The organism is Streptomyces yangpuensis (assembly GCF_001005295.1).
In the GTDB taxonomy this organism is placed as follows: domain Bacteria; phylum Actinomycetota; class Actinomycetes; order Streptomycetales; family Streptomycetaceae; genus Streptomyces; species Streptomyces yangpuensis.
Genome location: NZ_LBMK01000007.1, coordinates 88,493 through 113,049, shown reverse-complemented (window position 1 = coordinate 113,049; position 24,557 = coordinate 88,493). Strand labels below are relative to the sequence as shown.

15 protein-coding genes and 1 pseudogene are annotated in these 24,557 nt (G+C 67.0%); 9 read left to right on the top strand and 7 right to left on the bottom strand.

Features of this window, described 5'->3' with window-relative positions; translation table 11 throughout:
• Positions 1-81: 81 nt before the first annotated feature.
• On the bottom strand, positions 82-1,278 hold the full coding sequence (locus tag AAT21_RS28255) for a helix-turn-helix domain-containing protein (RefSeq protein WP_235439246.1): 1,197 nt from the start codon (positions 1,276-1,278) through the stop codon (positions 82-84).
• Positions 1,279-2,048: 770 nt separating this feature from the next.
• Here AAT21_RS28255 and AAT21_RS39765 point away from each other — a divergent pair.
• Together AAT21_RS39765 and AAT21_RS39760 are read left to right on the top strand one after the other, a co-directional pair.
• Positions 2,049-2,948: pseudogene (locus AAT21_RS39765) on the top strand (transposase); the annotation flags it as partial.
• 139 nt (positions 2,949-3,087) lie between these two features.
• The gene (locus AAT21_RS39760) at positions 3,088-3,474 is read left to right on the top strand and encodes a transposase (RefSeq protein WP_268768211.1); all 387 of its coding nucleotides are present in this window, start codon (positions 3,088-3,090) and stop codon (positions 3,472-3,474) included.
• Positions 3,475-3,833: 359 nt separating this feature from the next.
• Here AAT21_RS39760 and AAT21_RS36190 read toward each other — a convergent pair whose 3' ends face one another.
• The 3 genes from AAT21_RS36190 to AAT21_RS36185 form a co-directional block, all read right to left on the bottom strand.
• Positions 3,834-4,406: a suppressor of fused domain protein gene (locus AAT21_RS36190; RefSeq protein ID WP_079026018.1), complete on the bottom strand. Its 573-nt coding sequence runs from the start codon at positions 4,404-4,406 to the stop codon at positions 3,834-3,836.
• 1,118 nt (positions 4,407-5,524) lie between these two features.
• Positions 5,525-5,755 carry a DUF7848 domain-containing protein gene (locus AAT21_RS28245; protein ID WP_046779779.1) on the bottom strand — a complete coding sequence of 77 codons (231 nt, stop codon included), beginning with the start codon at positions 5,753-5,755 and terminating at the stop codon, positions 5,525-5,527.
• Entirely contained in the window at positions 5,752-5,949 is a 198-nt protein-coding gene (locus tag AAT21_RS36185) for a hypothetical protein (RefSeq protein ID WP_079026033.1), read from the bottom strand. Before AAT21_RS36185 ends, AAT21_RS28245 begins: the two co-directional genes overlap by 4 nt.
• 156 nt (positions 5,950-6,105) lie before the next feature.
• On the opposite strand from AAT21_RS36185, the gene AAT21_RS28240 reads away from it, so the two are divergent.
• Entirely contained in the window at positions 6,106-6,828 is a 723-nt protein-coding gene (locus tag AAT21_RS28240) for a GntR family transcriptional regulator (protein WP_046779778.1), read from the top strand.
• Positions 6,829-6,885: 57 nt separating this feature from the next.
• On the opposite strand, the gene AAT21_RS28235 is transcribed toward AAT21_RS28240, so the two are convergent.
• Positions 6,886-7,770 (bottom strand): GntR family transcriptional regulator, encoded by an 885-nt coding sequence (locus AAT21_RS28235; RefSeq protein ID WP_235439245.1) that lies wholly within the window; start codon positions 7,768-7,770, stop codon positions 6,886-6,888.
• Between the two features lie 235 nt (positions 7,771-8,005).
• Between AAT21_RS28235 and AAT21_RS28230 the strand changes: the two genes are divergently transcribed.
• The 5 genes from AAT21_RS28230 to AAT21_RS28210 all read left to right on the top strand — a co-directional run bounded on the left by AAT21_RS28230 (position 8,006) and on the right by AAT21_RS28210 (position 12,621).
• Complete coding sequence (locus tag AAT21_RS28230; RefSeq protein ID WP_235439262.1) at positions 8,006-8,332, top strand: SCO3933 family regulatory protein; 327 nt, start codon at positions 8,006-8,008, stop codon at positions 8,330-8,332.
• Positions 8,332-9,660 carry an FtsK/SpoIIIE domain-containing protein gene (locus AAT21_RS34735; RefSeq protein ID WP_052758020.1) on the top strand — a complete coding sequence of 443 codons (1,329 nt, stop codon included), beginning with the start codon at positions 8,332-8,334 and terminating at the stop codon, positions 9,658-9,660. Before AAT21_RS28230 ends, AAT21_RS34735 begins: the two co-directional genes overlap by 1 nt.
• Before the next feature lie 171 nt (positions 9,661-9,831).
• Positions 9,832-11,178 carry a replication initiator gene (locus AAT21_RS28220; protein WP_052758019.1) on the top strand — a complete coding sequence of 449 codons (1,347 nt, stop codon included), beginning with the start codon at positions 9,832-9,834 and terminating at the stop codon, positions 11,176-11,178.
• A complete protein-coding gene (locus tag AAT21_RS28215) occupies positions 11,171-11,356 on the top strand; it encodes a helix-turn-helix domain-containing protein (RefSeq protein WP_079026017.1) in 186 nt (61 codons plus the stop codon). The genes AAT21_RS28220 and AAT21_RS28215 overlap by 8 nt, the downstream gene beginning before the upstream one ends.
• Complete coding sequence (locus AAT21_RS28210; RefSeq protein ID WP_046779775.1) at positions 11,353-12,621, top strand: tyrosine-type recombinase/integrase; 1,269 nt, start codon at positions 11,353-11,355, stop codon at positions 12,619-12,621. The genes AAT21_RS28215 and AAT21_RS28210 overlap by 4 nt, the downstream gene beginning before the upstream one ends.
• A gap of 158 nt (positions 12,622-12,779) precedes the next feature.
• On the opposite strand, the gene AAT21_RS37795 is transcribed toward AAT21_RS28210, so the two are convergent.
• Together AAT21_RS37795 and AAT21_RS28205 are read right to left on the bottom strand one after the other, a co-directional pair.
• The gene (locus AAT21_RS37795; protein ID WP_157879803.1) at positions 12,780-13,247 is read right to left on the bottom strand and encodes an SUKH-3 domain-containing protein; all 468 of its coding nucleotides are present in this window, start codon (positions 13,245-13,247) and stop codon (positions 12,780-12,782) included.
• Between the two features lie 5 nt (positions 13,248-13,252).
• Positions 13,253-20,683 (bottom strand): ricin-type beta-trefoil lectin domain protein, encoded by a 7,431-nt coding sequence (locus AAT21_RS28205; protein WP_235439244.1) that lies wholly within the window; start codon positions 20,681-20,683, stop codon positions 13,253-13,255.
• A gap of 711 nt (positions 20,684-21,394) precedes the next feature.
• On the opposite strand from AAT21_RS28205, the gene AAT21_RS28200 reads away from it, so the two are divergent.
• The gene (locus AAT21_RS28200) at positions 21,395-24,397 is read left to right on the top strand and encodes a DNRLRE domain-containing protein (protein ID WP_046779774.1); all 3,003 of its coding nucleotides are present in this window, start codon (positions 21,395-21,397) and stop codon (positions 24,395-24,397) included.
• Positions 24,398-24,557: the final 160 nt, after the last annotated feature.

Sequence of the window (24,557 nt, the reverse complement as noted above, 5' to 3'; positions counted from 1 at the left end):
GGGGCCGACTGACCGTCACTCCATCCACGGGGCATGCCAGTTGGCAACGGAGGGTGCCGGAACTATCGCGTTGCGTGGCACCTATCCGACTACGGCCAGGTAGGCCGCCATGTCGCGCATCTCGGCGGTGAGGGTGCGCTTGCGCTTCTTCAGGATCTCCTGCATGGTCTCGGCGGCCATCCGCTGATGCCTCAGCCACTCCGGGGACGCGCGGCGGACTCCGGTCAGCTCGTCCATCGCTGCGGACAGGTCGTTGGTCCGAGCGTGGGCGCGGGCCACGTCCAGGCGGTGACGGTTCCAGTTTTCGCCGCTCGGCCGCCCGGCGCTCTTCCATGCCTTGGGTGACATGGCGTCCTCAGTGGATTTACGAACGACCGCGCGGGCGTCTCCAACGACCATGGCGTCTTCCACGCCCTTCATGCGGACGGTGAGCGGCCCGAAGGTCGTCCAGTGCCGGAAGAACGAGCCGGTGTACTCCCGTCCCACGGCGGATGCCGCCGTGTTCGCCACGCGATGGTACTGGCGGGCTTCCTGGGGCCGGTTATTGCGGCCTGCGGCAGCCGCGGCGCGCAGCGCCAGCCACCCCCATGCCGCGCACTCGTCCGGCGTCGCGCGGGACAGTCTCGGTTCGATCAGGTCGGCGGTCTGGGACGCGAGCTGTTCGGCCTCGTCCAGCCGGCCCTGGCGTAGGAGCAGCCAGCACATCCCGATCACGCCGGATGCCCCGGTGAGCGTGTCCCCGGCCTGGCGTGCGTCGGTGATCGCACCGGCTAGCGCGGTGTACGCGAGGTCGTACTGCCTTACCTGCGTCAGGTACCGCCCGGCCAGCTGCAATGCCTCGGCACGGGCCAGGAGCGCCTGGCTGTGCTCCTCGCCGCTGTCGAAGTACGCGACCGCGCTGTTCGCGTCACGCAAGAGCGCCGGCAATTGGGATGCGACGCTCTTGTAGCTGTCGGAGTGGTAGAGCACCACACCGTCATGAACGGTACGGCGGAAGCGGCGTAGATTCGGCTCCTCCTCCGCGCCCTCCCCGTCCGAGTCTGCGAGTCCCACGGGCGGGGTGAGGGCTGCGCGGAGCTGGATCAGGTTGACGCGGTTCGGGTCCTCCGAACGGCCCACGGGCTCCGGGGCGTCCGGCGCCAGAAGTGTTGCCGTGGTCACGCTCAGCGCGCGGGCGAGAGCGTGAAGCGTTTCCATGCGGACGGTGCCGCCCTGTTCCACCTTGCGTACCGTGCCCGGCGAGACGGCCGCGGCGTGGGCCAGTTCTTCCTGGCTCATCCCGGCCCGGCGCCGGTACTTACGGACGTTGTCCGCCAGTTCCGTAGTCATCAGCTATGCACCTCCAGCGCCACGGTACGCCGGTACGGCGAGTCAACCAGAGGCTATTTGGCAGATACCCGCCCAGGAACGGTTACGCACCGCCTGCTCACACTGCGGAATCGGTAGAGGCCGGTGCCCCGCCAGGATCAGGGCCTGATCGGGAGGGGCCCCTCGTCGGTCGGGCAGCTTCGCCATACCAGGGTTCTCCGGGGGCCGCCAAGGCTCACTCTGTGACGCGTGCGCTCGGCCTTGGCGGCCCCCGGGGGTTCCTGGTACGCCTCCGGTGACCGGGCGACGAGGGACCCCTCCCGCAACCCGACCACCCATCACCACGACGGGCCCGCACCCGCACTCGGCCTCCTCCCCCTCGGAGAGAGGGCCGGCCCCTGGGGCAGAGCCCCAGAACAGTCTGCTGTTGAGGGTTGTTGCGCGCCCGGACCGGCGGGGGCGCCGGCAAGCGGGGCGGAGACAGGAGCGGGCGGCGGCCCCGCCGGGCCGGAGCGCGCGGGNCCGGACCGGCGGGGGCGCCGGCAAGCGGGGCGGAGACAGGAGCGGGCGGCGGCCCCGCCGGGCCGGAGCGCGCGGGCCGCATCAGCAGGCCGCCTCCGACCCTGGGGTATTCAGCGGAATTGGGTGATCTGACGGCGCGGTAGCAGAAAGGGCCCGCTGGCCTGCAAGGATGCGAGTGTCTACGTCGTATCCGTTGCGAGAGTCAGGGCACCTTTCTGGTGAACGAGCCTACAGGGTGGGACCAGCGGCTGTCCGTGGCCGCCGACGGCAAAGGGCTGATCGGGGATTCCGGGGCGGCGCTGCTGCGGAGGCTGGCGGACCGTACCGGGCTGACCACCGCGTTGGCGCCGGTGCTGCCCGGGGCAGGCGGGCATGGCTGGCGCGATCGGGGTGTAGTGCTGGTGCAACTCGCCGTCGCGATCGTGCTGGGCGCCCGCAGCATGGCCGAGGCGGAGGCTGTGCAGGCCCACCACCAGGGGCTGTCCGGGCCGGCGGTGTCGGACTCCACGATGCGCCGCACGCTGGCTGACCTGGACGAGCAGGCGCTGGCCGCGCTCGCCCGGGTGCGGGCGGCAGTGCGCCGCCGGGTGTGGACACTTCTGTGCTTACGGCCGGGCGGCTTTCCGTGGCTGACCGTCGCCGGGAAGCGCCTGCACCACTGGATCGTGATCGACATGGATGCCACCATCATCACCGCCGCGTCGAAGAAGCATGGCGCCTCGGCGACCTGGAAGAAGACGTTCGGGTTTCATCCCCTCGCGGCGTGGTGCGCGAACACGCACGAATGTCTGGCGATGTGGCTGCGGACCGGCTCGGCCGGCGCCAACACGGTCGCCGACCACGTGCGGGTGCTGACCGCCGCTCTGGCCCAGGTGCCTGGCGTCTCCACCGCCAAGATCCTCGTCCGCGTCGACGGCGCCGGGGCCACCCATGGCCTGCACGAACACCTGCGGGACCTGAACACCCGCCGTCGCACGGTCCGCTTCACCACGGGCTGGACCATCACGGAAGAGGACGAGAAGGCCATCGCCAAGCTGCCCGAGGCCGCCTGGGAAACCTCCATCAGGCAGGACGGCCGCGTCCAGGAGGGCTACTTCGTGGCCGAGCTGACCGGCCTGAACCGCCGGGAGGGCTGGATCAAGGGCATGCGGCTGATCGTCCGCCGGGTCAAGCCGTCCGGCCGCCCTCAAGGACCTCACCGCGTTCGAGCGACGGACCGGGTTCAAGTACTCGATCACCGCGACGAACATCTCCAAGATGACCCGCATCCGCGGCTCGCACCAGATCCAGTGGCTGGACGCGCTGCACCGCCACCACGCCGTCGTCGAGGACCAGGTGAAGACGAACAAGGCGATGGGACTGCACAACCTGCCGTCGAAGTCCTGGCAGGTCAACGAAGCATGGATGCTCACCGCCAACCTCGCCGCCGACTTGGACGCCTGGCTGCGGCTGCTGACCCTGCACGACCAGGACGACCTCGCCGACGCCGAGCCCGACACGATGCGCCTTCGCCTCTACCACCTGCCCGCCCGCCTGGCGAAGCACGCCCGCCGCCGCTGGCTGCGGATCGAACGAACCTGGCCCGGGGCCGACGCCTTCATCCTGGCCTGGCAGCGACTCGCCAACCTCCCAGCGGTCACCTGACCGCCGGTACCCGCCCCGACGAAGACCAGGAAGGAGGGCGACCCGCACTACCCCGGGCCCGTGGAACCCCGGCGCAGCCGCAGCGACACGCGAAGACCCCGCCCGACACCGCCGGGAACAAACCGGGGTGAACCGATCACCTCACCGAGCAGCGATCACCGCTGACGGATCGAGGCCGAAACCAGGGCGAGGAAATACAAGAGCAGCAGCAGCGCAAAGAACATTCCTCGCGCTGCGTTGAATGATCACGTTCAGTTCACTCGGCGTTGATGATTCGGATGGGGCTCTAATCTCAATCGAGATTGGAATTAGAGCCCCATCCTCAAACCGCTCGAAGGTCTGAGCGGTTTGCTCACCACCTAGATGACTGAATGTCGATTCGGATCCAGGACATTCACCGCTTGCGCATCTAGCATGGACTCAAATTCTTCGAGCGACTCACGCTGGATGAATTCTGCCTCACTCTTGTGGATCGGTAGGAGCCACAAGAATCTGGCACTGCCAGCATCTATAGGGGCCCATTCGAGTTTAGGTCCGTACGGATATGGAAGGCTGACGAGAAGGTGATCCATGCGCGAATTAGGCATCCATGGCCGCCCGATGTCGACGACCGACCCAATGCTCAATTGGTGTACATCGAACGAATGGTAGTGGCTCACCATAGCCAGCGTTTCCGAATGGATAGAGGAGGCCGCCGGTGACATCACGAAGAACTCGATACCCTCGGCGTTGGGTGCATCGAGCGAACAGCCTAGCGTGACGTAAACCCACGCCTCCCCAGCGCGCTGGGGAAATACTTGATAGATGGAGAAGTGTGGCACTCGCTCCAGAATCGGGCCGCGATCCCAAGGTGCAGGTGCCAGAATGTGCCCATTCCAGAAACTCCGGACATGCACCTCGAGAGCATGTAGCCGTTTGTCGTCTTTGGTCATAGTCCCAGGTTTCTCTTAATTGCCTTGGAGACCTTCGTCATCGCAGCCCCTTGTGATCGCTGACACTTGCCACATGCTGAGCCGTCGATGCCTTCGTCCCTCGCATAGGCCCTTCTCTCAGCGTTCGTCATCTCTGAGCCTCCGCCTCGATAGTAGTGCAGAACCAGCGGCGGATTATGTTCGGGGACGGGGGAATGAGCCGTTCCAGCCCTCATCGTTGTACCGCATTCCGAGCACGGCTGTCCCTCGCCGGCAGCCCGGGCGGCCTGCCCGCTGGGACCGTTCGTCTGAGAGCCGCCGTAGTGCTTGGCGCGATTGTAAGGCTCAGTTGCAGTGACGGGATTTTCCAGGTCATTTGCAACACCGCTGGAATCAACCTCGAACCTCGGGGCGCCGCCACAGTTGTGAACGAGTACCGGAGTTGCACCCGCCAGCACATAGTACGTGTGCTGGCTGAGGTGCCGTCATCTGCGTTTCCGCAGGTCAGCGAAATTCGGCCAGTCCGTGGGTGTGCGTGTAAGTGCCCCCTTGTGCGCCCCTGTTGCCGTCGGCGTTGCCGTCAGACGGCTACGCGCGTGAGGGCGGCGGAGTGGGCTTTGGCCGGTGTCCTGTTCGGGTTGGGGTCGGGCATGGTCAGGGGGCCGTACGCTGGCCGGCAACTCGGGCAGGCTTTGATCCTGCCCGGAATTTGAACGAGTGGCCCCCTGGCCTTGCCCGACGCGGGCCCCGGGCCGAACAGGTGGGTAAAGCCCACGGAGCCGACCGATCCCGCCCACGAGCTGCGCACCAGCCGACTCCCCGACGCCGCCTCGCCGTCGGCCTCGCGCTCGTCGTGCGGACGCGTCCCAGCTTCTCCGCGCTTCCGGCACAACGCTGCGCTGTCTCTGCGCGGCCTGGTCGCTGGCCGGCCCGCGGTGGCGGAGCCGAGAGCGGGCCGGGTGGGCGGCCGTGCCGCGCGCGACCCGCGCCAGCGGGTCGCCTTGAAGACGTAGAGAAAGTTTGGACGCATCCCGCTTCGGCGGTACGCCGTGGCCGGTGGCTGTGCGCTCGGCTGGGCTGCTGGCCTGGTGCGATGGCCTGCGGGTTGTGAGGTCCCGTTCCGGCTGTCGGTGGTGGTTCTACTCGGCTCGGGTGACCTTGGCGTGGTCGGTGACGACGCGTCTGAAGAGGTCGTGGCCGGTGCGTCCGGTGTGGTGGAGTGCCCAGTCCTGTGCGGCTTGCTGTTCGTCGTGGGGGCCGGATTCGGCGTCGCAGCCGGCGGTGGCGCAGAACGTCTCGTAGGTGATGCTGCCTTCGGGGACGTGGCGGATGGTGTGGGCGATGTGCCGGTAGACGGCGCGGGGGCTCACTGGTGGCCCTCGGGGTGGCGTCGCATGTAGACGTTGCAGTCGGTGACGGTGGTCATGTCGCCGACCGCGCGGGCCCGGTCACGTACGTTTGCCAGTTCAGTACAGCCCGCACAGCCCTCGACGGGTCTCGGCTCCGGCTCTAGGCGCAAGGGGAGTTCGACCGGAGGGGTCGAGTACCTGGTCGGCTCCGTCACTTCGCATCGCCACCTCTCGAACGTCACATGGCCGACCCTTTGACAGGCCGGTGCTCTAGTTCAGTATTCGAGTGGCCGAAGCACTCCCGCTACGGTTCGTAGTGCACTAGTGTGCTGCCACTGACAGCACGTCAACTCCACGGAGGGGCACGCCTTATGCCCAGTCCCAAGACGTTCACGAAGATCGCGGATCACTTCCGGGAGCGCATCCTGGCGGGAGAGCTTGAGCCGGGCGCCAAGCTGCCGACCAACCGCGAGATCGCCGGGCAATGGCAGGCCGCGGCCGCCACGGTCTCGCGGGCCTTGCAGGCTCTCCAGGTGGAGAACTTCATCCGCACCACCCCGCGCGGCACCTACGTCGCCGATGACCCACGCTGGACGCTGTCGGCGCGGGACCGGCTGGCCAGGGTCCAGCGGGTGAAGTCGTTCCTGGCCGAGGGTGAGACAAGCCGGGTGACGGCGGCCGAGCTGATCGTCCCGCCGCTGTACGTGGCGGAGATCTTCGACCTGGAAGCCGGGGATCAGGTGGTCCGGCGAGAGTGGCTGGCCGGACGGGGCAAGACCCGGACCGTGTTCGCAGTGACCTGGTACCCGGCCCCGTTCGCCGCCCTCGTACCGGACCTGCTGAACACCGCCCCGGGCCGCAACCACGGACTGTCCGCCCGGGTCCTGGAAGCCACCGGGCGCACGATCACCCACGCCCGTGACGACATGCACGCCCGCCCTGCCGATGCCCGCGAGGCGAGCGCACTGGGGCTGCCGGTCGGCTCCCCGATCCTGGCTGGTGCTCACCGCTGGTCGGATGCGGAAGGAATCATCGAGTACGGGGAATGGTGTCTGCCGCCCCGGTTCACCATCGGCTACGAGTACCAGCCCTGACCGGTCAACGCGAAGCGTCCCTGAAAGCCAGCTGGCGGCCTTCGGGGACGCTGTCGTTCACACGCCCGTCTCAGGGCCGTCGCGACCTTCGAGACGTTCGACGCGCTCCTCCAGCTCCTCGATCCGCTCCAGGGCGCGTTCCAGCTTGTAGGCCAGATCTCCGACCCCGGCGGTTGGGAACTCCTTCACCGGGGTGTCGGGTGCTTCGGCCGACTCGTCCACCGGTTGCACGGTGACCGGTACTTCGGTTCCGAACTCGCCGCCCAGTACGACGTACGCGACTTCCCGATGCGATCCCCTGGTCTCGTGGATCTTCCTGACCCTGCCCTCCAGGGCGAGGAAGGTCAGGGCCTGATCGGCAGCTTCGGCGTCGCCTCCGATCGCATCGACTACTTCATCCACGGTCAGCGTGGCGCCCCTGGACAGTGAGCCGTCCCTGATCTTGCGAACCAGGCGACCGTGGATGAGCTGGGTGGCGAAGCCGTGGTCGTCCCAGTCGCGTACGTAGACCTCGTCACCGGGCAGCTCGCCCGGGAACCGCAGGAGGAAGTTGCCGGCCAGCAATGCGATGGCGTTGGTGACCACGTTGAGCGGCACCGCGTAGTGCTCAGCCAGCACCTCGCGGGCGGGAAGCCTGGCGCCGGGTGCCAGGGTGCCGGAGTAGATCTGCTGCTGGAGGTCACTGGCGACCTTCTCGAAGGCGTCCTCGAAGTCAGCCGAGCGCGTGACGAACGTGCCGCGCCCTTGGCGGGCGATGACCCAGCCTTCGTTCCGCAGGAGCCGGATGGCCTTCTGCACGGTCAAGCTCGACGCCTTGTAGGTCTGCATGAGCTGGGTCTGCGTCGGGAGCAACTGGCCTGGAAGCAGCTTGCCGTCCCGGATCTCCTGCCGCAGGTCGTCCGCGATGCGCTCGAACGTCAAACGCGCTTCGTCAGCAGGCATGTCCATCCCTGGTCCGGGTCCGATTCATCTCGCAGGGCTGCTCGCTGCTGCCGCATTTCACCAGCTCAGCCCATGGGGTCAGGGTAGCGGCCCTACGGATGGACCACCGCAGCAATGGATGGACTCGCTACGAAATGACTACGGATGGACTGAGGATTGATGTTACGGTGTGCGGCACGTGATCATCCACACGGGTGAATCGCATCCCTCTACCTGGAGGTTTGCCGTGAAGACCATGCCCATCGACCAGTCCCAGGCCCTGATGATCCTGGCCTCCGAGCCCCGGCCGCAGTTCAAGGACCGCGAGGGCCAGCAGCCCGCGATCGATCGGGGCACCGGCGCCCACCTGCACCTGGTGGACGTGATGTTCGCGTTCAACGGTCGCGCCGAAGTGATCGCAGTGAAGGTCCCGGAGCCGGGTCTCGGCAAGGGCCTGAAGGTCGGCCTGCCGGTGGTTTTCACCGGGCTTGTTGCCTCGGCCTGGGAAAACGAGATCAACGGCAAGGACCGGCACGGCGTCTCCGTTCGCGCTGACGCGATCACCGTCAAGGCAGGCGCCTGATGCCCGACAACTCCCTTGGGCTCGCGCTTCTGGTCGTCGCCGTGCTGGCCGCGTTCGGGCTGCTGGGCTGGTCCGGGTACTGCTTCGCACGCTGGTACCGGGCAGATGCCGAGACCCGGGTCAGTCTGCGGCAGGCGCGGCGGATGCGCTGGGGCTGGAAGCGGCTCGCGCCGATGCTCGGCTTGGCCGTCAAGGACGCCACCCCCACCGTGCTCCAGCAGTACGGGCCGCAGGAGCCGCCGACCAAGCCGCGCGTGCTGGTGCCCCGTCTTCACACCCGCGCCGACGCCTTCGGCGTCACCGTCACCGCCGACGCGTTGCCGCAGGTCGGGCTGAGCGCCTGGCAAGAAGCAGGCGAGGGTCTGTGCGACGCCTGGGGCATGCGCCGCATCCGGATCACCCAGCCGGAACCCGGAGTGATCGTCGCACGCGGCTTCCGGCGCGAGCCGCTGGAGGCAGTGATCCGCTCACCACTGCTCGGCGCAGACGGTTCCCCGGCCTGCCGACCGGGGCAGTTCGTCTCCACCGATGACGTGCTGCTCGGCTGGGACGAGGACGGCACCCCCGTCGTGCTGAACCTCGCCTACTCCGCCCACGCCCTCATCGCCGGCGCCACCCGCTCCGGCAAGTCGATCACCGTCAACACCCTGCTCACCTACGCCTCGCTCATGCGGGACGTGCGGCTGATCGTGATCGACCCCAACCTCGGTGCGGTCGCGCCCTGGTGGCGTACCGCGTACAAGGTCTCCGATGCCATCCATCCCGACGAGCCGACCGAGATCCTGCGCTGGGTGCGGGAGGAGATGCAGCGCCGGGAGCGGCTCTTCTGGTCCGGCCGTACCGACCGCATCACCGACTTCAGCCCGGATCTGCCGCTTCTGTTGGTGGTGATTGACGAGGTGGCGAACTACACCCGGCACCCGGACCGCAAGGCCCGCGAACGCTTCGAGGCCGAGCTGCTGGCCGTCGCCAGCCAGGGCGCCAAGTTCGGCATCCGGCTGTGGCTGCTCACCCAGAAGCCCTCCGCTGACGTGCTCACCACCGCCGTCCGCACCAACCTGTCCGCCCGGATCTGCCACCGAGTCGACACCGTCGAGGACTTCCTCCACCTCTTCCCCGACGGCCGGGACCTGGACATCACCGCCGCCGACCGCACCATGCCCCAGGGCGTGTCCATCGCCTCCGTCGGCGACATGCGCACCCCGGTACGGCTGCGCTCGGTCTACCTGCCCACCGAAGCCTGCTGGCAGATCAACGACCTCATGTGCACCGAAGGGCTGAAGGTCCGCGACTTGCCCGCCTCCATCGACCTGGACAAGGCCGCGTGACCCGCACCGGCCAGCCGCCCGAGCGGGCCAGCCCCGGCCCTGACCGAGTCCGTACCGCAGTGATCCCCGGCAAGGGCGTGTAGTCGCCAAACCCTCGCCCCTGCCGGGGCCTCCCTCCCATACCCGTCCACGGCACACGCGTGTGCCGCAGTGCAGAGAGGTCCCGCCAGCATGCCACCGCACCACCCGACCACCACAATCCCCCTCCCCGAACCGGCCACGGCCGCGCTGCCAACGTTCACCGGGTACCGGAACCTGTTCGGCCTGATACGACAGCTCTCCTCGCTCGGCGGCTGCTCCCAGCCCATCCGGCTCGAAGGCCAGCGCACCGAGATCGACACCTTCACCGGGGAGATCCTGCGCGAACTGAAGTCCAAAGAACTGCCCGCCAGACACCTCCTGGTGCGCTGCGGCAACCGCCGCACCACCCGGTGCCCCTCGTGCGCCGAGCTCTACCGAAAGGACACCTACCACCTCATCGCCGCCGGCCTGCGCGGCGGCAAGAGCATCCCCGACCAGGTCGCCACCCATCCCAGAGTGTTCGCCACGCTCACTGCGCCGTCGTACGGGCCGGTCCACGGGCGACGCGTCAACGGCTCCGCCCGCTGCCGCTGCGGACGCACCCACATCAAGGGCGACCCGCTCCTCGGCACCCCGCTCGACCCCGAACGGTACGACTACACAGGCGCCGTGCTGTGGAACGCTCACGCCCCGGGCCTGTGGGCGCGCTTCATGCTCCACCTGCGCCGCACCCTCGCCGCTGCAGCCGGATTCCCGCAGCGACTGCTCTCCAAGGTCGTCCGGGTCTCGTACGCCAAGGTCGCCGAGTACCAGCAGCGCGGGCTGATCCACTTCCACGCCGTGATCCGCCTCGACGGCCCCGCAGGCCCCTACACCCCACCGCCCGCCTGGGCCACCCCCGAACTCCTTGCCGACGCCATCCGGCTCGCGACCACCCGCGCCCGCATCGACGGGCCCAAAACCAACGGCCGTGCCCGCTCCTTCGCCTTCGGCAAGCAGATCGACACCAGGATCATTCGATCCACTGCCTTCCAGGGCGGGACCACGATCACCGAGGGCAAGGTCGCCGGCTACGTCGCCAAGTACGCCACCAAGGGCACCGAAGCCGCCACCGGCACCCTCGACCACCGGCTGAAGAGGATCACCGACCTCTGGTTCGAGTCCGTACCCGAGCACGCCGCCCGCATGATCCGCACCGCCTGGACCCTCGGTAACCGCGACGACCTCAAGCACCTGAACCTGCGCAAGTGGGCCCACATGCTCGGCTTCCGCGGCCACTTCTCCACCAAGACCCGCGCCTACTCCACCACCCTCGGCGCGCTCCGGGCCGCCCGAGCCGCCTGGCACCGCCGCCACACCCCTCCTCCTTCCCCGACCACCCTTGTCCTCGCCCACTGGGTCTACGACGGCACCGGCCTCACCCCCGACCTCGAACGCCTCGCCACCCTCATCGGCGGCGGTCCGACGCGCGAACAGGCGGTGACAACCAGTGCGTGACGACGAACTCCTCACCGTCCCCGAGGCCATGGCCCGCCTCAAGATCGGCCGCTCGGCCCTCTACGACCTGCTGCGCACCCGGCGCCTGGCCTCGCTGACCATCGGCCGCGCCCGCCGCATCCCCGCTCACGCCCTCACTGACTACGTTCAGCACCACCTGGAAGAGGCCGCCCGATGACCGCCCCCAAGCGCAACAAGGCCCGCGCCAACGGCGAAGGCACCATCTACCAGCGCAAAGACGGCCGCTGGGAAGCCGCCGGCTACGTCCTCGCCGCCGACGGCACCCGCAAACGTGTCCGCGTCTACGGCACCACCCGCAAGAACGCAGCCGACAAACTCACCGACAAGATCGCCAACAGCAACCGCGGCCTCCCCGTCGCCACCGCTGACAGCACCCTCGGCGACTACCTGACCTACTGGCTCAACAGCGTCGCTGTCCACCGGCTCCGCGAAAACACCCACACCCGCTACGCCACGTGCATCCGCCTCCACCTCATCCCCGGCCTCGGTACGAAGAAGATCGCCCGCCTCACCGCCAGGGACGTCCGCACCTTCCTCGACCGGCTCCGCACGACCTGCCAGTGCTGCACCCAGGGACTCGACGCCGAACGGAAGAGGTGCTGCGCGATCGGCGAGTGCTGCCAGAAGCGACTGTCTCCCTTGACCGTCACGTACGTGCACTCGGTCCTCAAGTCGTCGCTGGAACACGCCGTCCGCGAGGACGAACTGCCCCGCAACGTTGCTCGAAACGTTAAGACCGCGACGCTCCGACCGAAGCGATTCCGGCCCCTCACGGCGGCCGAGGCCCGTCAGTTCCTCGACGCTGCTCGGGCTGACCGGCTTCATGCGCTGTACGAACTCGCCCTGCGCACCGGCCTCCGCAAAGGCGAACTCCTCGGCCTCCACTGGGAGGACCTCGACCCCATCGCAGGCACCGTCACCATCCGCCGCTCACTCCAGCGCACCCGAACCGGCGGCCTCACCCACCTGCCCACCAAGACACGAGCTTCCGAACGCCGCATCGCTCTCCCCACCGAATGCGTCAACTCCCTCAAGAAGCACCAGGAGCAGCAGGAAAGGGAGCGGGAAGAAGCTGGCGCGAGCTGGAAGGGCATGGGCCTCGTTTTCAGTACCCCGACCGGCAGACCCCTCGACCCTGCCAACCTCACCCGCCGCTTCGGCGACTTCCTCGACCGGGTCCAACTCCGGCGCATCCGCTTTCACGACCTCCGACACTCAACCGCCACCCTGCTCCTGGAGCAGGGCGTTGACCTCGTCGTGATCAAGGAGCTGCTGGGTCACGCCCACATCGGCGTCACCGCCGGCGTCTACGCCCACGTACGACTCCGGCTCCAACGCCAAGCCATCGACTCCCTCGGCAACGCATTGGATGCAACCGACGACGAGGCTGGCGACCCACCCGCCACGGCGGTCATCCGCTGACGTTGCCGTCAGCGTTGCCGTCAAAGGCGCAGAGCCCTCATCGACATCACTGTCGATGAGGGCTCGTGCGTACTTTCTTCAGGGTTTTGCATCATCAGCCACCGAGGAGGCCTGAATGCAAATGAACCCAATTTCACCAAGGTGACGACGCATCGTCCCTACTGGAGCGTCCACTCACCCAATAGGATTGGACGGACTCCAGCCTTCATCATTGAGAACATTGCATTGCGATCTTCCCCATACCGAAAGACCGATGAATCGACCCCTGCATAGAACTTTCCGTCACTTCCCGAGTATACGGTCAGATGAAAGCTGTCCACTCCGACCGGGAACAGAGTGGTGCCAGCAACCTCTGCACATCGGCGAGCCACCTCCGAATCACGGGTGGTGCACACGGCAGACGGATCGAAATGTGTCCAGCTTGAGATCCTCTCTCCAGCGATATCTAGGGCTGGAAGGTGGTCGATCTTCAGGCCGAGGCATTCACCCAAGAAGCCGCTTGCCTCCTCATGAGAGGCAAAGCCGACACGCTCCAGACCTGCCACGATGGCATCCGTTTCACGACGTACCCCAGCCGCCTCCCAGCCGAACGAGCTGAGGAATTCCTCCAGCTCCGACTCGCGCATTCTTCTCATCTCGATAGGTCTGTCGCACCACGACGTACGAGGACACTCTGACAGGACAGGCATGCCGCTTCCGGAGCACCCGTTGAGCTGCGGACGGTCAAAAATTCAATGTCCGTCAACTGCAGGGGACGTTTCACTGCCGCTTCGAAATCGGCCCCGTGGATTGCGATCAGAGCATTGCAGGCCCGAATCTCTGCACAGTTGTCGGCACCTCGGCCAGCTATCTGACCGCCATCCGCGAGAGCAGAATCAATTTCAGGTTCATAAAATGCCGGACGAGACGAGTGACCAGAGTGGCCGGTTGCGATCAATTTGGTCCCCCGGAATCGGGCCGCTGCGCTCATCGTGGCATCTGCGGGTGCCGAATCTGCCGCGGATTTCGCCGCTTTTTCGATGCCTCCACAGTTGTGAACCAGCACCGGCGTAGCCCCCGCCAGCACATAGTACGTGTGCAGGTCGGAGACGGTGAGGTTGTGGACGGTCGTCTTCTGGGTCGCCCACTTCCTTACCGATGCGACCTGGACATGCGTGCCATTACCCGTGCGGAGCCACTGGCCTGGCTGAAGCTCAGCTGCATCCACCCATTTTGCGAGGCTGATAACCCAGAAGGGGTGCTTGTCCGTGGCCGTGATCAGGTCCGGTGCGGTGTCGGGGTCTCCGTCTGTATCGACCTTGATCTCGACGAGGTCCTTGGAGCCAGTGCCGAGAATGGTGGCCGTCACGTCTCGCGCGACGGTCTCGCCTGTCTCGGGGTCGGTGGCCAGAACCTGTTCGCCGATTTCGAGCTCTTCGATCGGCTTGCTCGTGCCATCAGCCATGAGGACGAACGTTCCAGTGGCGAAGCTATTGGCGATCGGACATGAGCCTCCACCGGGGCGGATCTTGCTTGCTGCAGCTCTCAAGGCGCCGCCCGCAGCTTTGAGGATGGGTGCTGCGGCTGCTCCTGCTGCGCCTCCCGCTGCGCCCCAGAGGGCGCCTTCGGCCATGTCGGAGAGGACGCCCATCGTGCTGTGGTCGGCCTTGTCGTCCATCATGTTCGCCACGGCGGCGCCTGCGGCTCCGGCGAGGGCGCCGCAGCCGACTGCGAGGGCGAATCCTGCTCCGCCGGTTGCGACGCCTGTGGCGGCTGCTGTGGCCACGCATGCAGTGCCGACTACAATTTCGGTGGTGATCGAGACGATCATCACCTTGTTCTCGTTCCAGAACTTGTTGACGCTCTTGACCGTCTTCTTCAAGTTGCACTTGGAGAAGATGCCGCAGTCTTTGCCCTTGTTCTTGGGACCTCCTCCGTTGCCCTTGGTGCTGCCGTATCCGCGGACGTACCTTTCCGCGGCTTGGACGACGTTCTGCGGGGAGGACTGGAAGCCCGGGTCGTCGTGGCCTGCGAAGTACTTGAGGCCGCTCGGGTCGGCGTTGGAGATCGGGTTGCCGTTGGAGTAGGTGTACCCGTTCATCTGGAGCGGGTCGGTGATGTCGATGACCGGGTCGACGGACATGAACCGACCCGTGGCCGGTTCGTACTCGCGGGCGCCGATGTGGGTCAGGGCCGTGGTGTTGTCGTCGTTTCCGGTTCCGAGGAAGGAGCGGCTGCCGGGCCAGTTGCCTGGCTGGGTGCCGCGGGGGTTTCCGTAGGGGTCGGACTTGCGGCGGGTGACCGTCTGGCCCGTTGCCTGTTCGACGCTGGTGGTCGCGGTGTTGTGGTGGTCGGTGAGCTGGGCGGAGAGGCTGTGGCCGGTGGTCTTGCCGTTGGTGCGGCGGACGGTGGTCGGGGCGCCGGGGCTGCTGTAGTAGCGGACGGCGTCCATGGCCTGGCCGGCCTTGTTGACGGTGATCTCGGCTTCGCCGAGGTAGAGGGTGCGGGAGCTGCCGGTTTCCTCGACGAGGCGGTTGCCGGATGCGTCGTAGAGGTACTGGGTGCCGGTGTTGGCGAAGGTCCACTGTTGGGCTGCGGCACCGGCGACGCAGGTGTAGATGTCGAGGTCGTTCCCCTCGGCGGGGTTGTCGTTGGGGACGGTGACGCAGGCCTGCGCCTTGGTGCTGTAGAGGGTCTTGTCGGCCCGGTGGGTGAACTTCTGGGCGTCGTCGGCGGGATCGCAGGGCTTCAGGACGGCTTCGCCGCCTTCAGCGGTGAGGCATTTCCCGAGGGCCTGGACGGTGCCGCCGGTCAGGCGCCACTGCTGGGCCTTGGACTCGTTGCAGGTCAGCAGCTGGACGGGGAGGGCGCCTGCCGCGTTGGGGGTGGCGGTGCTGTCGACGTCGAGGCACTTGCCGGCGAGTCCGGTGACGGCGACGGCTCCGATGCCCGGGCTGCTGGCTGAGGTGAGTTTGCTGCGGGGGTCCCAGGTCAGGGTTTGGGTGTCGCCGTCGATGCGGCGGGTCGTGGTGTTTCCGAGGGTGTCGTAGGCGTAGGTCGTGAGCGAGTTGACCGTCAGCCCGGGCTTGGTGGTGGTCTTCGCGGCCTGCGCGAGCGCGTGGGGCTGCTTCTTGTTCCCGCCACCGATGTCTATGCCGTAGGTGTAGGTCGTCTTCTCGCGAGTGGAGCCGTTGGAGGGGTCCTTGTCGAGAAGCTGGGTCCGGTTGCCGATCGCGTCGAACTGGTACTCCTGCCAGTAACCGTCACCATCGGGGCCTGCGGTGGCGTGCGTCGGATCCAGATCGGTGGGCTCCGTGCAGGTGCCCGTTTTGCCGGTCCAGGCCTTGACCAGCTGGCCCAGAGCGTCATAGGTGAAGCACTGGCGGTCGGGGTTCGGTGGCAGCTGCGCGTCCGCCCCGGGCCGGGTGTCGGTGATGGAGGTGGGATTGCCGACGGCGTCGTAGGTGTAGGTCGTGGCGGACAGGAGGTTCGGCGCGGTCTCGCGGTGGTTCTCGCTACTGCTGAGGCGGCCGGTGTTCGGGTTGAACGAGTTGGTGGTCCACACCCGGTTGGGGGCGCTGCCCGATGCGGTGCGCAGGACCTCGCCGAAGGGGCTGTAGATGGTTTCTGCGGTGTACCAGGCCAGGCCCGACATGGTCTGGGGCATGCCGTCGGCGTTGTACCGGGTGATCAGCTTCTCGGCGGCGAGCCCGCCTGGCGTTGCCGGGAGGGTCGTCGACTGGACCTTGCCCGTCGGGGTGTAGGTGGTGCTGTAGGTGTAGGTGCCGGCGAGTCCCTTGGTTCCGGGGAAGTCGGAGGTGCCGGTGATCTCCGGGATGGTGATCTTCGAACCGGTGGGCCGGTACTCGCTGTCGTAGCCGGTGACCTCGCTCGTGAGCGGGGTGTCGCCCACCCAGCGGATGGAGGCGACCGCCTGGCCCTTCGCGTTGGGCAGGGTGTCGTAGGTCCAGGTCGCGACCTTGGGACCGGCGATGGAGTTGTCGCGCAGTTCGGTCTTGCGGCCGAGTACGTCGTAGGTCGTGAACTGCGCCTGGCCGGCGGAGTTCGTGACGGAGGTCTGCTGGTCGAGGTTGTTGTAGGTGAAGGTCGTCCGGCCCGTGTCGGGGTCGTCGGACGCGGTCATGCGGCCACGTGCGTCGTAGGTGTACGACCAGGTGTTGATGTTGGTGGTGTCGGTGACCTTGGTCAGTTTGTTGCGCTGGTCGTAGGTGTAGCTGGTCTTGTTCGACGCGCCGTTGACATTGGTGGTGGTGTAGTGCTCGACCTGCGTGGTACGGCCGAGCGCGTCGGTGGTGGTCTTGACCGCGCGGCTGCCCTTGAGCGGAGTTGTGCCGTCGGGCGACATGCCGGTACGGGACCTGGTCCATTCACCGCCGTACTCGACGGTGCTGGAGTCCTTCGCGTCGCCTGCGTGGAAGGTGGTGGTGCGCAGCGTCCGGCCTGCGCCGTCGTAGGAGACCTTCGTGGAGTTGGGGACGGCGGTGTCGGACTCCGGGATGAAGATCTTCTTCTCGGGCTTGTTGTCCGCGAGGTAGCTGTTGTTCGTCCGGCGGACGGTGCCGTTGGCGTTGTAGAGGGTGTCGGTGATCAGGCGCCCGCCACCGAGGGCGTCGGTCTGGGTCTGACGGGGGCGCAGCAAGCCGTCGTAGATTTCGATCGACTGCTTGTAGGTGCCGTCGTCCTGCAGGGTGGCGGTGGTGATGGTCGGCGGGGTGTGTTCCTTGATCTCGTAGGCGAAGGTGTGGGCTGCGTCGTCAGTGCCCGGCTTCTGTGAGGGTGTCCAGACGGCCGTGGCCCGGCCGAGGGCGTCGTAGGCGGTGGTGACCTTCCGCCCGTTGGCGTCGGCCTCTTCCACCGGCACGCCGCGCCCGGGGTCGTTCTTGGTGGTGCTCGTGTGTCCCAGCGCGTTGGTACTGGTCACGGTGTACGCGGGCCCGGTGGGCGGGCTGTACACCGTCGTGACGGGGTTGTTGGCTGCGTCGGTGGCCTTGGTGGGACGGCCGAGCGTGTCGTACTCGGTGCGGGCAGTGGTGATCCAGCCAGTACCGGCCCCGTCGTTGGTGTCGGCCTGGTACAGGAGCCCCTTGCTGGGGGCGGCTCCGAACGCGTTGAGTGCGTCGTAGGAGTTACGGGTGTCCGAAATCAGCGCCCCAGTGGCCTTCTGGGAGCAGGCACCCGCAGTGGTCCTGACACCGGCGGCCAGTCCGATCACATGCGCCGTGGTGTTGTGGACGTAGGTCGTGCTGGCGCAGGTCTGGTCGCTGAGCTGCTCGCCGCCCGTGCCGTTGGGTGTTGCCACTTCGGACTGGACGGCCTGAATCAGCCCGTAGGACGTGTCGAACTGGGGGTCGTAGGTCTTGTCGAAGGTGTTGCGCTTACGGACGGTGCGGGTGGATCCGTTGCTGAGCCACTGGATCTGGTCCGTGCGCGCGGTGCCGGAGCGGTACGCGTACAGGGTGGTGTTCCCGGGGCGCGCCCGTTCGCCGCTCTTCTCGTGCCAGGGGTAGGTAACGGTGCGCGAGAGGGGGCTGCCGCCCGCCTTCGTGTATGTCGTGGTCTCCGCAGCGATCCCCTGGTACTGCGGGTAGTCCTCGGCGATGTCTGTGCCGTTGGAGTCCTTGACTGTGACCTTGGCGCGGCCGGCGTCGCCGGACATGCCGCGGAAGTACCGGGCCCGGCTTTGTGACTGCTGGGTCGCTTCGTATCCCGGTGTGGTGACGCCTCGCGTGGTGACCACGGAGGCGTAGCCGCGCCACTGGCTGTAGGTGCGCATCGTGGGCTTGGAGAACTCGTCGGTGTCCTTGGCCCAGGCTGCGCCGCCTTCGTAGTCGTACGTGGTGGTGACGTCGGGCTGGAGCGCGACCCGGTCCTTCTCGGTGACCTGGGTGACGACGTATTTGTTGAACCAGGCCAGCGGCGGGTTCTCCAGTGCCGAGTCCGGTGACCAGCGGACGGGGTAGCAGCGGCTGGTGTTGGCTTCGGGCTGCGGGCGAGGTTCCGTGGGCGAGCAGGGCTCGGAGTAGGTGACGTGGATGTCGCCGCCGGTTTCGGTGGCGATGTTCTCGATCCGCAGCCGGTCGAAGTCCGGCCTGGGGTCGCTCGCTCCGTCCTTGACGCGGTTCGGCATGTCCTTGCCGTTGGGGCGGAAGGACACCAGGGGAAGGGACTCACTCAGCTGCGCGCCGGCGGTGTTCTTCTCGGTGCTGTACCCCGTGCGCAGGATGGACTCCAGCCACAGCGGCGGGGAGGTGTCCGTGCGCTGCTCGGGGAAGTAGTGGGCCAGGCTCCACCTGTCGACGAACAGGAGGTCTGTGGAGCCTTCGGTGCGCTGGGCCTTGGTGGTGACGGCGGTCAGGCGCTTGCGGGTCCAGAACGTCGGGGAGCTGACGTAGCAGTCGCTTCCGGTCTTGCAGTGGAGTGTGGAGGGGGTGTCCCACCAGTACTGCTTGTCTCCGTAGTTCTTCGACTCGAACTTGGCGGGGGCGCAGGCGCCCTCCTTGAGGCACCGTTCGTCGACCGTGAACTCGATCTTCGCGGCGGGTGCGGCGGAGAGGTTGGTGTTGCGCAGGCCGTAGCTGATCTGGGTGGGGTAGCCCGCTCGGTGGTAGGTGACCGGTGCCTTGAACTTCTCGTTCTTGGCGTAGCGGCCGTCTTCCCTCGCCCAGTCGATGATCATGGCGTTGCCGTGGACGTCCTCGACGTAGTCGAGGTTCCACCGCCAGGCGGTCTGCTTGCTGCAGGAGGAATCGGCGAACGTCTGCGTGTAGCAGGGCTCGCCGGGGTGGTTGCCGTAGACGGGCACGGTCAGGACCGAGTCGGTGCCGGGGCGGCTGCCTGCGGATCCGTCGACGTCGTGGCGTCCGAAGAAGTAGCGGGTGCCGTCGCGGGTGGTGACGACCCAGTGCTCGCCACCTCGGGCTCCGTTGCTCTCGCCGGCATCCGTCTTGAGTTCGACGCGGGAGCCGTCGTCATTGGCCGGGATCCATTTGCCCGAGGCGTCGTGGACGAGCTCGGTGGTGGAGCCGCCGAGTGACATCACGACGTTGTCACCGGCCCAGCACAGGTCGCCCTTCTTCTTGTCCGTGGCGTTGTTGTTGTTCGCCCCGGTGGGGTTGGCCTCGACATCGTCGGAGCAGGAGCGGTAGCGCCGCTCGACGTAGCCCGGTTCGTAGTCCCAGCCGTCACCGATCCAGGAGGCCTGGCTGTTGGCCACAGAGGTCTTGCCATCGACCGCCTGAGAGGAGTAGGAGAAGGCGATCTTGGGTGTGGGCCCTGCGGGGGGCGCCGGAACGGTCAGCGGATACGTCCAGGAGAAGCCGCCGCCGCTGTTTCCTGCAGTCCAGGAACCGGAGGGCGAGAGCGAGCTCGCCTTGTAGCTGCCGGCCATCCCGGAGCCGCCGTCGGAGGCTGCCAGCACCACAGGGCCGCCACCACCGGTGACGGCCATGGTGCGCAGTCCCTGGCCGAAGGAGCTTCCAGGATCCACGGTCGCCTTGACGGTTCCCGTGGAGGGGTCGTTGGTGCTCGGTACATCCTTGGCGTCGGCGGGAGAGCATCCCTCCTGCACCGGCTTCTCCAGGAAGCATGTCGGCAGCTGCCGGAACTTCAGGCGCGACGCCCAGCCCGTGCCGTAAATGTCCTTGAACTTGGTGTAGTCAAGCTGAACATCGACCGGCGTGACAGCGGTGCCGTCGGCCGGCGGCGTGACCACGATGAGGGCACCATCGATGTCAGCAGCTTCGCTGGCCTCGCGCGAGTCCAGCGTCACCGTCCAGTTGCCCGACGGGTCAGATGACGCCCCGGTGCCCTTGCCGATCTTCACGGGCATGTTGGGGACCTGAACGAGCTCACTGCCGCTGAGTGGTACGGGTTCGGAGGCCGGGGTGGGTAGCGTCACCGCGTTGGGCTCGTACTTGGGCGGAAGAGCGACCGGTGTTGGCTCCCAGTCGTTCATCTGCGCCGCGGCCACCTGGTTGAGTTTGACCTTGAGGTCCTTCTGGAGGCCCGGCAAGGTGACGCCGCTGCGGTCGCCCGGTGGTGCCGCCCAGGCTTGAGATGGCAAGAGTGTCGCCACCAGCACCACGGAGAGCGTGATGCCGGCGCGCCCGGCCAGGCGCGCGCGTGCTGCGCGCGCCTTTCTGTTTCCGGGCAGGCGGAAATTGTTCGCCGAGAACGGCGACATGTAGACCCCCCACGGTCTGCCGCCGTGGCGATGGCACACGACCGGCAGTGAACTGACAATTAGCCAGCTGATTCTCAGCTGAGCTGGCTGGAAAAGCCATGGTTCCAATATTCGGTGTGCCGTTTATCACTGTGCCGCCCGCATACCTTGGGGCAATCGATATAAATCGCCCTGAAGCCCAGGTCAGGCCCTGGGCGGGGTGGTGACGATGTCGGACGGATGGTTCATGCTCGGCAGGCGAGTCATCTGCCTGGAGGACAGTCGAGCGGCCAACAAAGGAGCCCTCGCTGCCGGCTTGGTGACCGGAGTCAGTGTGAGTACCGAGGGCCGCTTAAGCCTGCCCGAGGGGGGAGAGGTACAGCTGTGTCTGTCAGTGAATCCGTGGACGAAAGACCGCCGAAAGCGGCCGGCGAACCAGCCGTCGGTGCGCCTGCCCGTCCGTGGTTCAGACGCCGTCGAGCCCTGGGCGGCCTCGCCGCCCTGTTGGCCGCAGCGGTCGCGATACCCGTCGGCGTCCACGTCACCGGCGGCGGGAAGACAGATTCCCGACCGGACAAAGACCTGCCCATCGCCGCGAACGAAGCGAGGCGTATGGCTCAGGAGACCGGCAAGGAGGTCGAGGCCACAGCGGAGCGCAGTGCGAACACCACGACCTTCGCCCGGCCTGACGGCACGTTCCGCAAGCAGATCTTCAGCTCTGCCGTGCGCGCCAAGGTCGATGGTGAGTGGAAGCCCATCGACACGACCCTGCAGCGCGTGAAGGACGGGTACGCGGCCAAGGCGGTCAACGGCCGCGTCGTCTTCAGCGCGGGCTCCCAGCAGGCAAACAACGGCGAACGTGCTTCACGCGCCGTGACCCGGGTTTCCCTGCGACAGGACATCCCTGCCGAAGTCTGGACGGACCTGGTCAGGCTGAACACCGATGGTCACGACCTGGTCGTCAGCTGGCCCGGCCCGCTCCCCCAGCCCGTCATCGACGGACCGCGCGCCCTCTACGAGAACGTCCGCCCCGGCATCGACCTGCTGATGACCGCACAGGACGGCGGCTACTCGCACCTCCTCGTCGTCAAGGACAAGCAGGCGGCGGCCGATCCCCTTCTTGGGCAGCTGAAGTACCGTCTCGCCTCGCCCGACCTCACCTTCCATCTGGATACCCAGTCCAGTGCGGTCAGCGCCCGGGACGGTGAGGGCGAGGAGATCGCCGGCTCGCCGACCCCGATGCTGTGGGACTCCAGCGGCAAGGTCACCACCACCGACAACGAACCGGCCTGGAAGCCTACCGAGACCGCGAAGCGGCACCCGACCCTCGCCCTGCCCGGCCTGGCCGGCGCGGAAGGCGCACGGCTGAAGCCCGCCACAGCGGCTCTCACCGACAACACCCTGTCCGTCACCCCTGATGCGTCCCTGCTGAACGCCGCGGAGACGGTGTACCCGGTGTTCATCGACCCCTCGTTCAAGGGGCGCAAGCACGCCTGGAGCCTGCTCTACAAGACGGCGGGCAACTCGAGCTTCTACAACGGGCAGAACTACAACGCCAGCGGCACCAACGAAGCCCGCGTCGGCTACGAATCCACGACCGGCGGCACCTCTCGCTCCATCTTCAACTTCGACTTCGGCAGCCAGCTGCACGGCGTCGGGATCGACTCGGCCGTCGTCCGGGCCCTGCAGACCTACTCGTGGTCCTGCAGCCAGAAGCAGATGGACATCTACTCCACTCCGTACGTCACCTCCTCCAGCACGTGGAACAACACCACCGGCTGGTGGACGTGGAAGGTCGCCACCGAGATGGCAGGCTACGGCTACAACAGCTCCTGCCCCGACAACTGGATCGCACCCGACATCAAGGGCCTCGTCACCCACGCCGCCAACAGTGGCTGGGGTGCGCTGTCCCTCGGGTTCGCGGCCCCGAACGAGTCGGACTCCTACTACTGGAAGAAATTCATCGCCAACGGCGAGACCGCCCCCTACATCGAGGTCACCTACCACACGCCGCCGGACGTCCCGCTCGCGACGAACATGCAGACCTTCCCCGGCGGCGCGTGCCTGACCAGCGGCGCAGGCACCGGTATCGGCAAGACGGACGTGACCTTCCAGGTCAAGGGCGTCGACCGTGACGACCTGCCCCAGCAGCAGAACCTCGCCGACGTCCAGATCGAGGTGTGGAACGCCGGAACCGGCGCACCGGTATACAACAAGTGGCTACCGGTCAACAGTGAAGGCGTCGTCACCGCGACCGTGCCCATGGGTGACTTCACCGACGGCCAGAAGTACTACTGGCTCGCCCGCGCCAGGGACAAAGACCAGCAGTACTCGGCCGGCAGCGGCCCGCTCGACTCCGGAGGCGGCGGCTGGTGCACCCTCACCGTCAGCCACACCATCCCGCCGAACCCCGCCGTCAGCTCCGCCGCGTTCCCTCCGCACGGTGACAACTACACCGAGTGGAGCGTCAATGAGGCCAGCACTCCGGGGCAGAAGATCGCCTTCAAGGCCAACGGTGCGAAGCCCGAGGACATCCGCGAGTACCAGTGGAGCCTGAACCGGCCGCTCTTCGACAAGAAGACCACCCCGAATGCGGCGGGTGAGGCGGAAGCCTCCCTCCAGGTCGACACCGCCGGCCCGAACGTCCTCTACGTCCGCACCGTCAGCGCATTCGGGAACATCTCCAACCCCACCCAGTACAAGTTCCTCGTCAAGCCCCAGCCGGGCCAGGACAAGCCGGGCGACGTCACCGGCGACGGGCACCCCGACATCCTCGCCATCGACGGAGAAGGCAACCTCCTCACCTACGCCGGCGACCAGATCGGCGATACCGACCACTACATGCTCGGCGCCGTCCAGAACGGTCTGCCCGTCAACGGATACTGGAAGACCCAGAACGGCGTGCCCGCCCTGATCGGTCACTCCACCGACTGGTTCCCCGGCGACGGACTGACCGACCTCATCGCCCGCATGCCGGACGGCAAGCTGTACATCTACCCTGGCCTCGGCAACAGCGCCGGCCAGTTCGACGTCGACCGCCGCATGGAAATCCTCCTGCCGACGGGTGCACCCAGCCCGGCCACCTTCCGGCAGATCGTCGTCAGCGAAGACGTCGACGGTGACAAGTTCGCCGACCTGTTCGCCATCGACGCCGCAGGCGGATTCTGGTTCTTCTCGGGCTACACCGGCGGCAGCTTCACCTCATACAAGAGGCTGGCCGACAAGGTCTGGGCACCGCGCGATCTCATCGGTGTTCGTGACGTCACCGGCGACAAGGTTCCCGACCTCCTGTTCCGGGACGACGCCAACGCCAACCGCGGCCTCCTCCTCCGTAAGGGCAAGCCCGGTCCCAATGGAGGTGTCGACCTGCAGTCCATCGCCGCCGCCGTAGACTCCGAAGGAGGCCAGGACTACACCTACGCCACCACGGGATGGGGACGGAACGTCATCCCCAAGATCCTCGGCACTGCCGACGCCACCGGCGACGGCATCCCCGACATCTGGGCCGTCGACGCCGGCGGCAAGCAGTGGCTCTACCAGGGGCGGGCAGGATCGATCGGCCCTGCCTCCGGTGTCGACGAGGACGCCTGGAACACCTTCCTCACCATCGGCTGACGATCACGTTCGCACAGCACGCGCTGACTCACCGGGCGTCCCGTCAGGGCATACTCCTGACAGGACGTCGCCGTGTCCAAGCTCCGCCCACGATGGAGATCCGAGTCCGCGCCTCGCGTCTTCCGACCTCAGGACGGTCAGACCCCTGCGCATGTGAGCC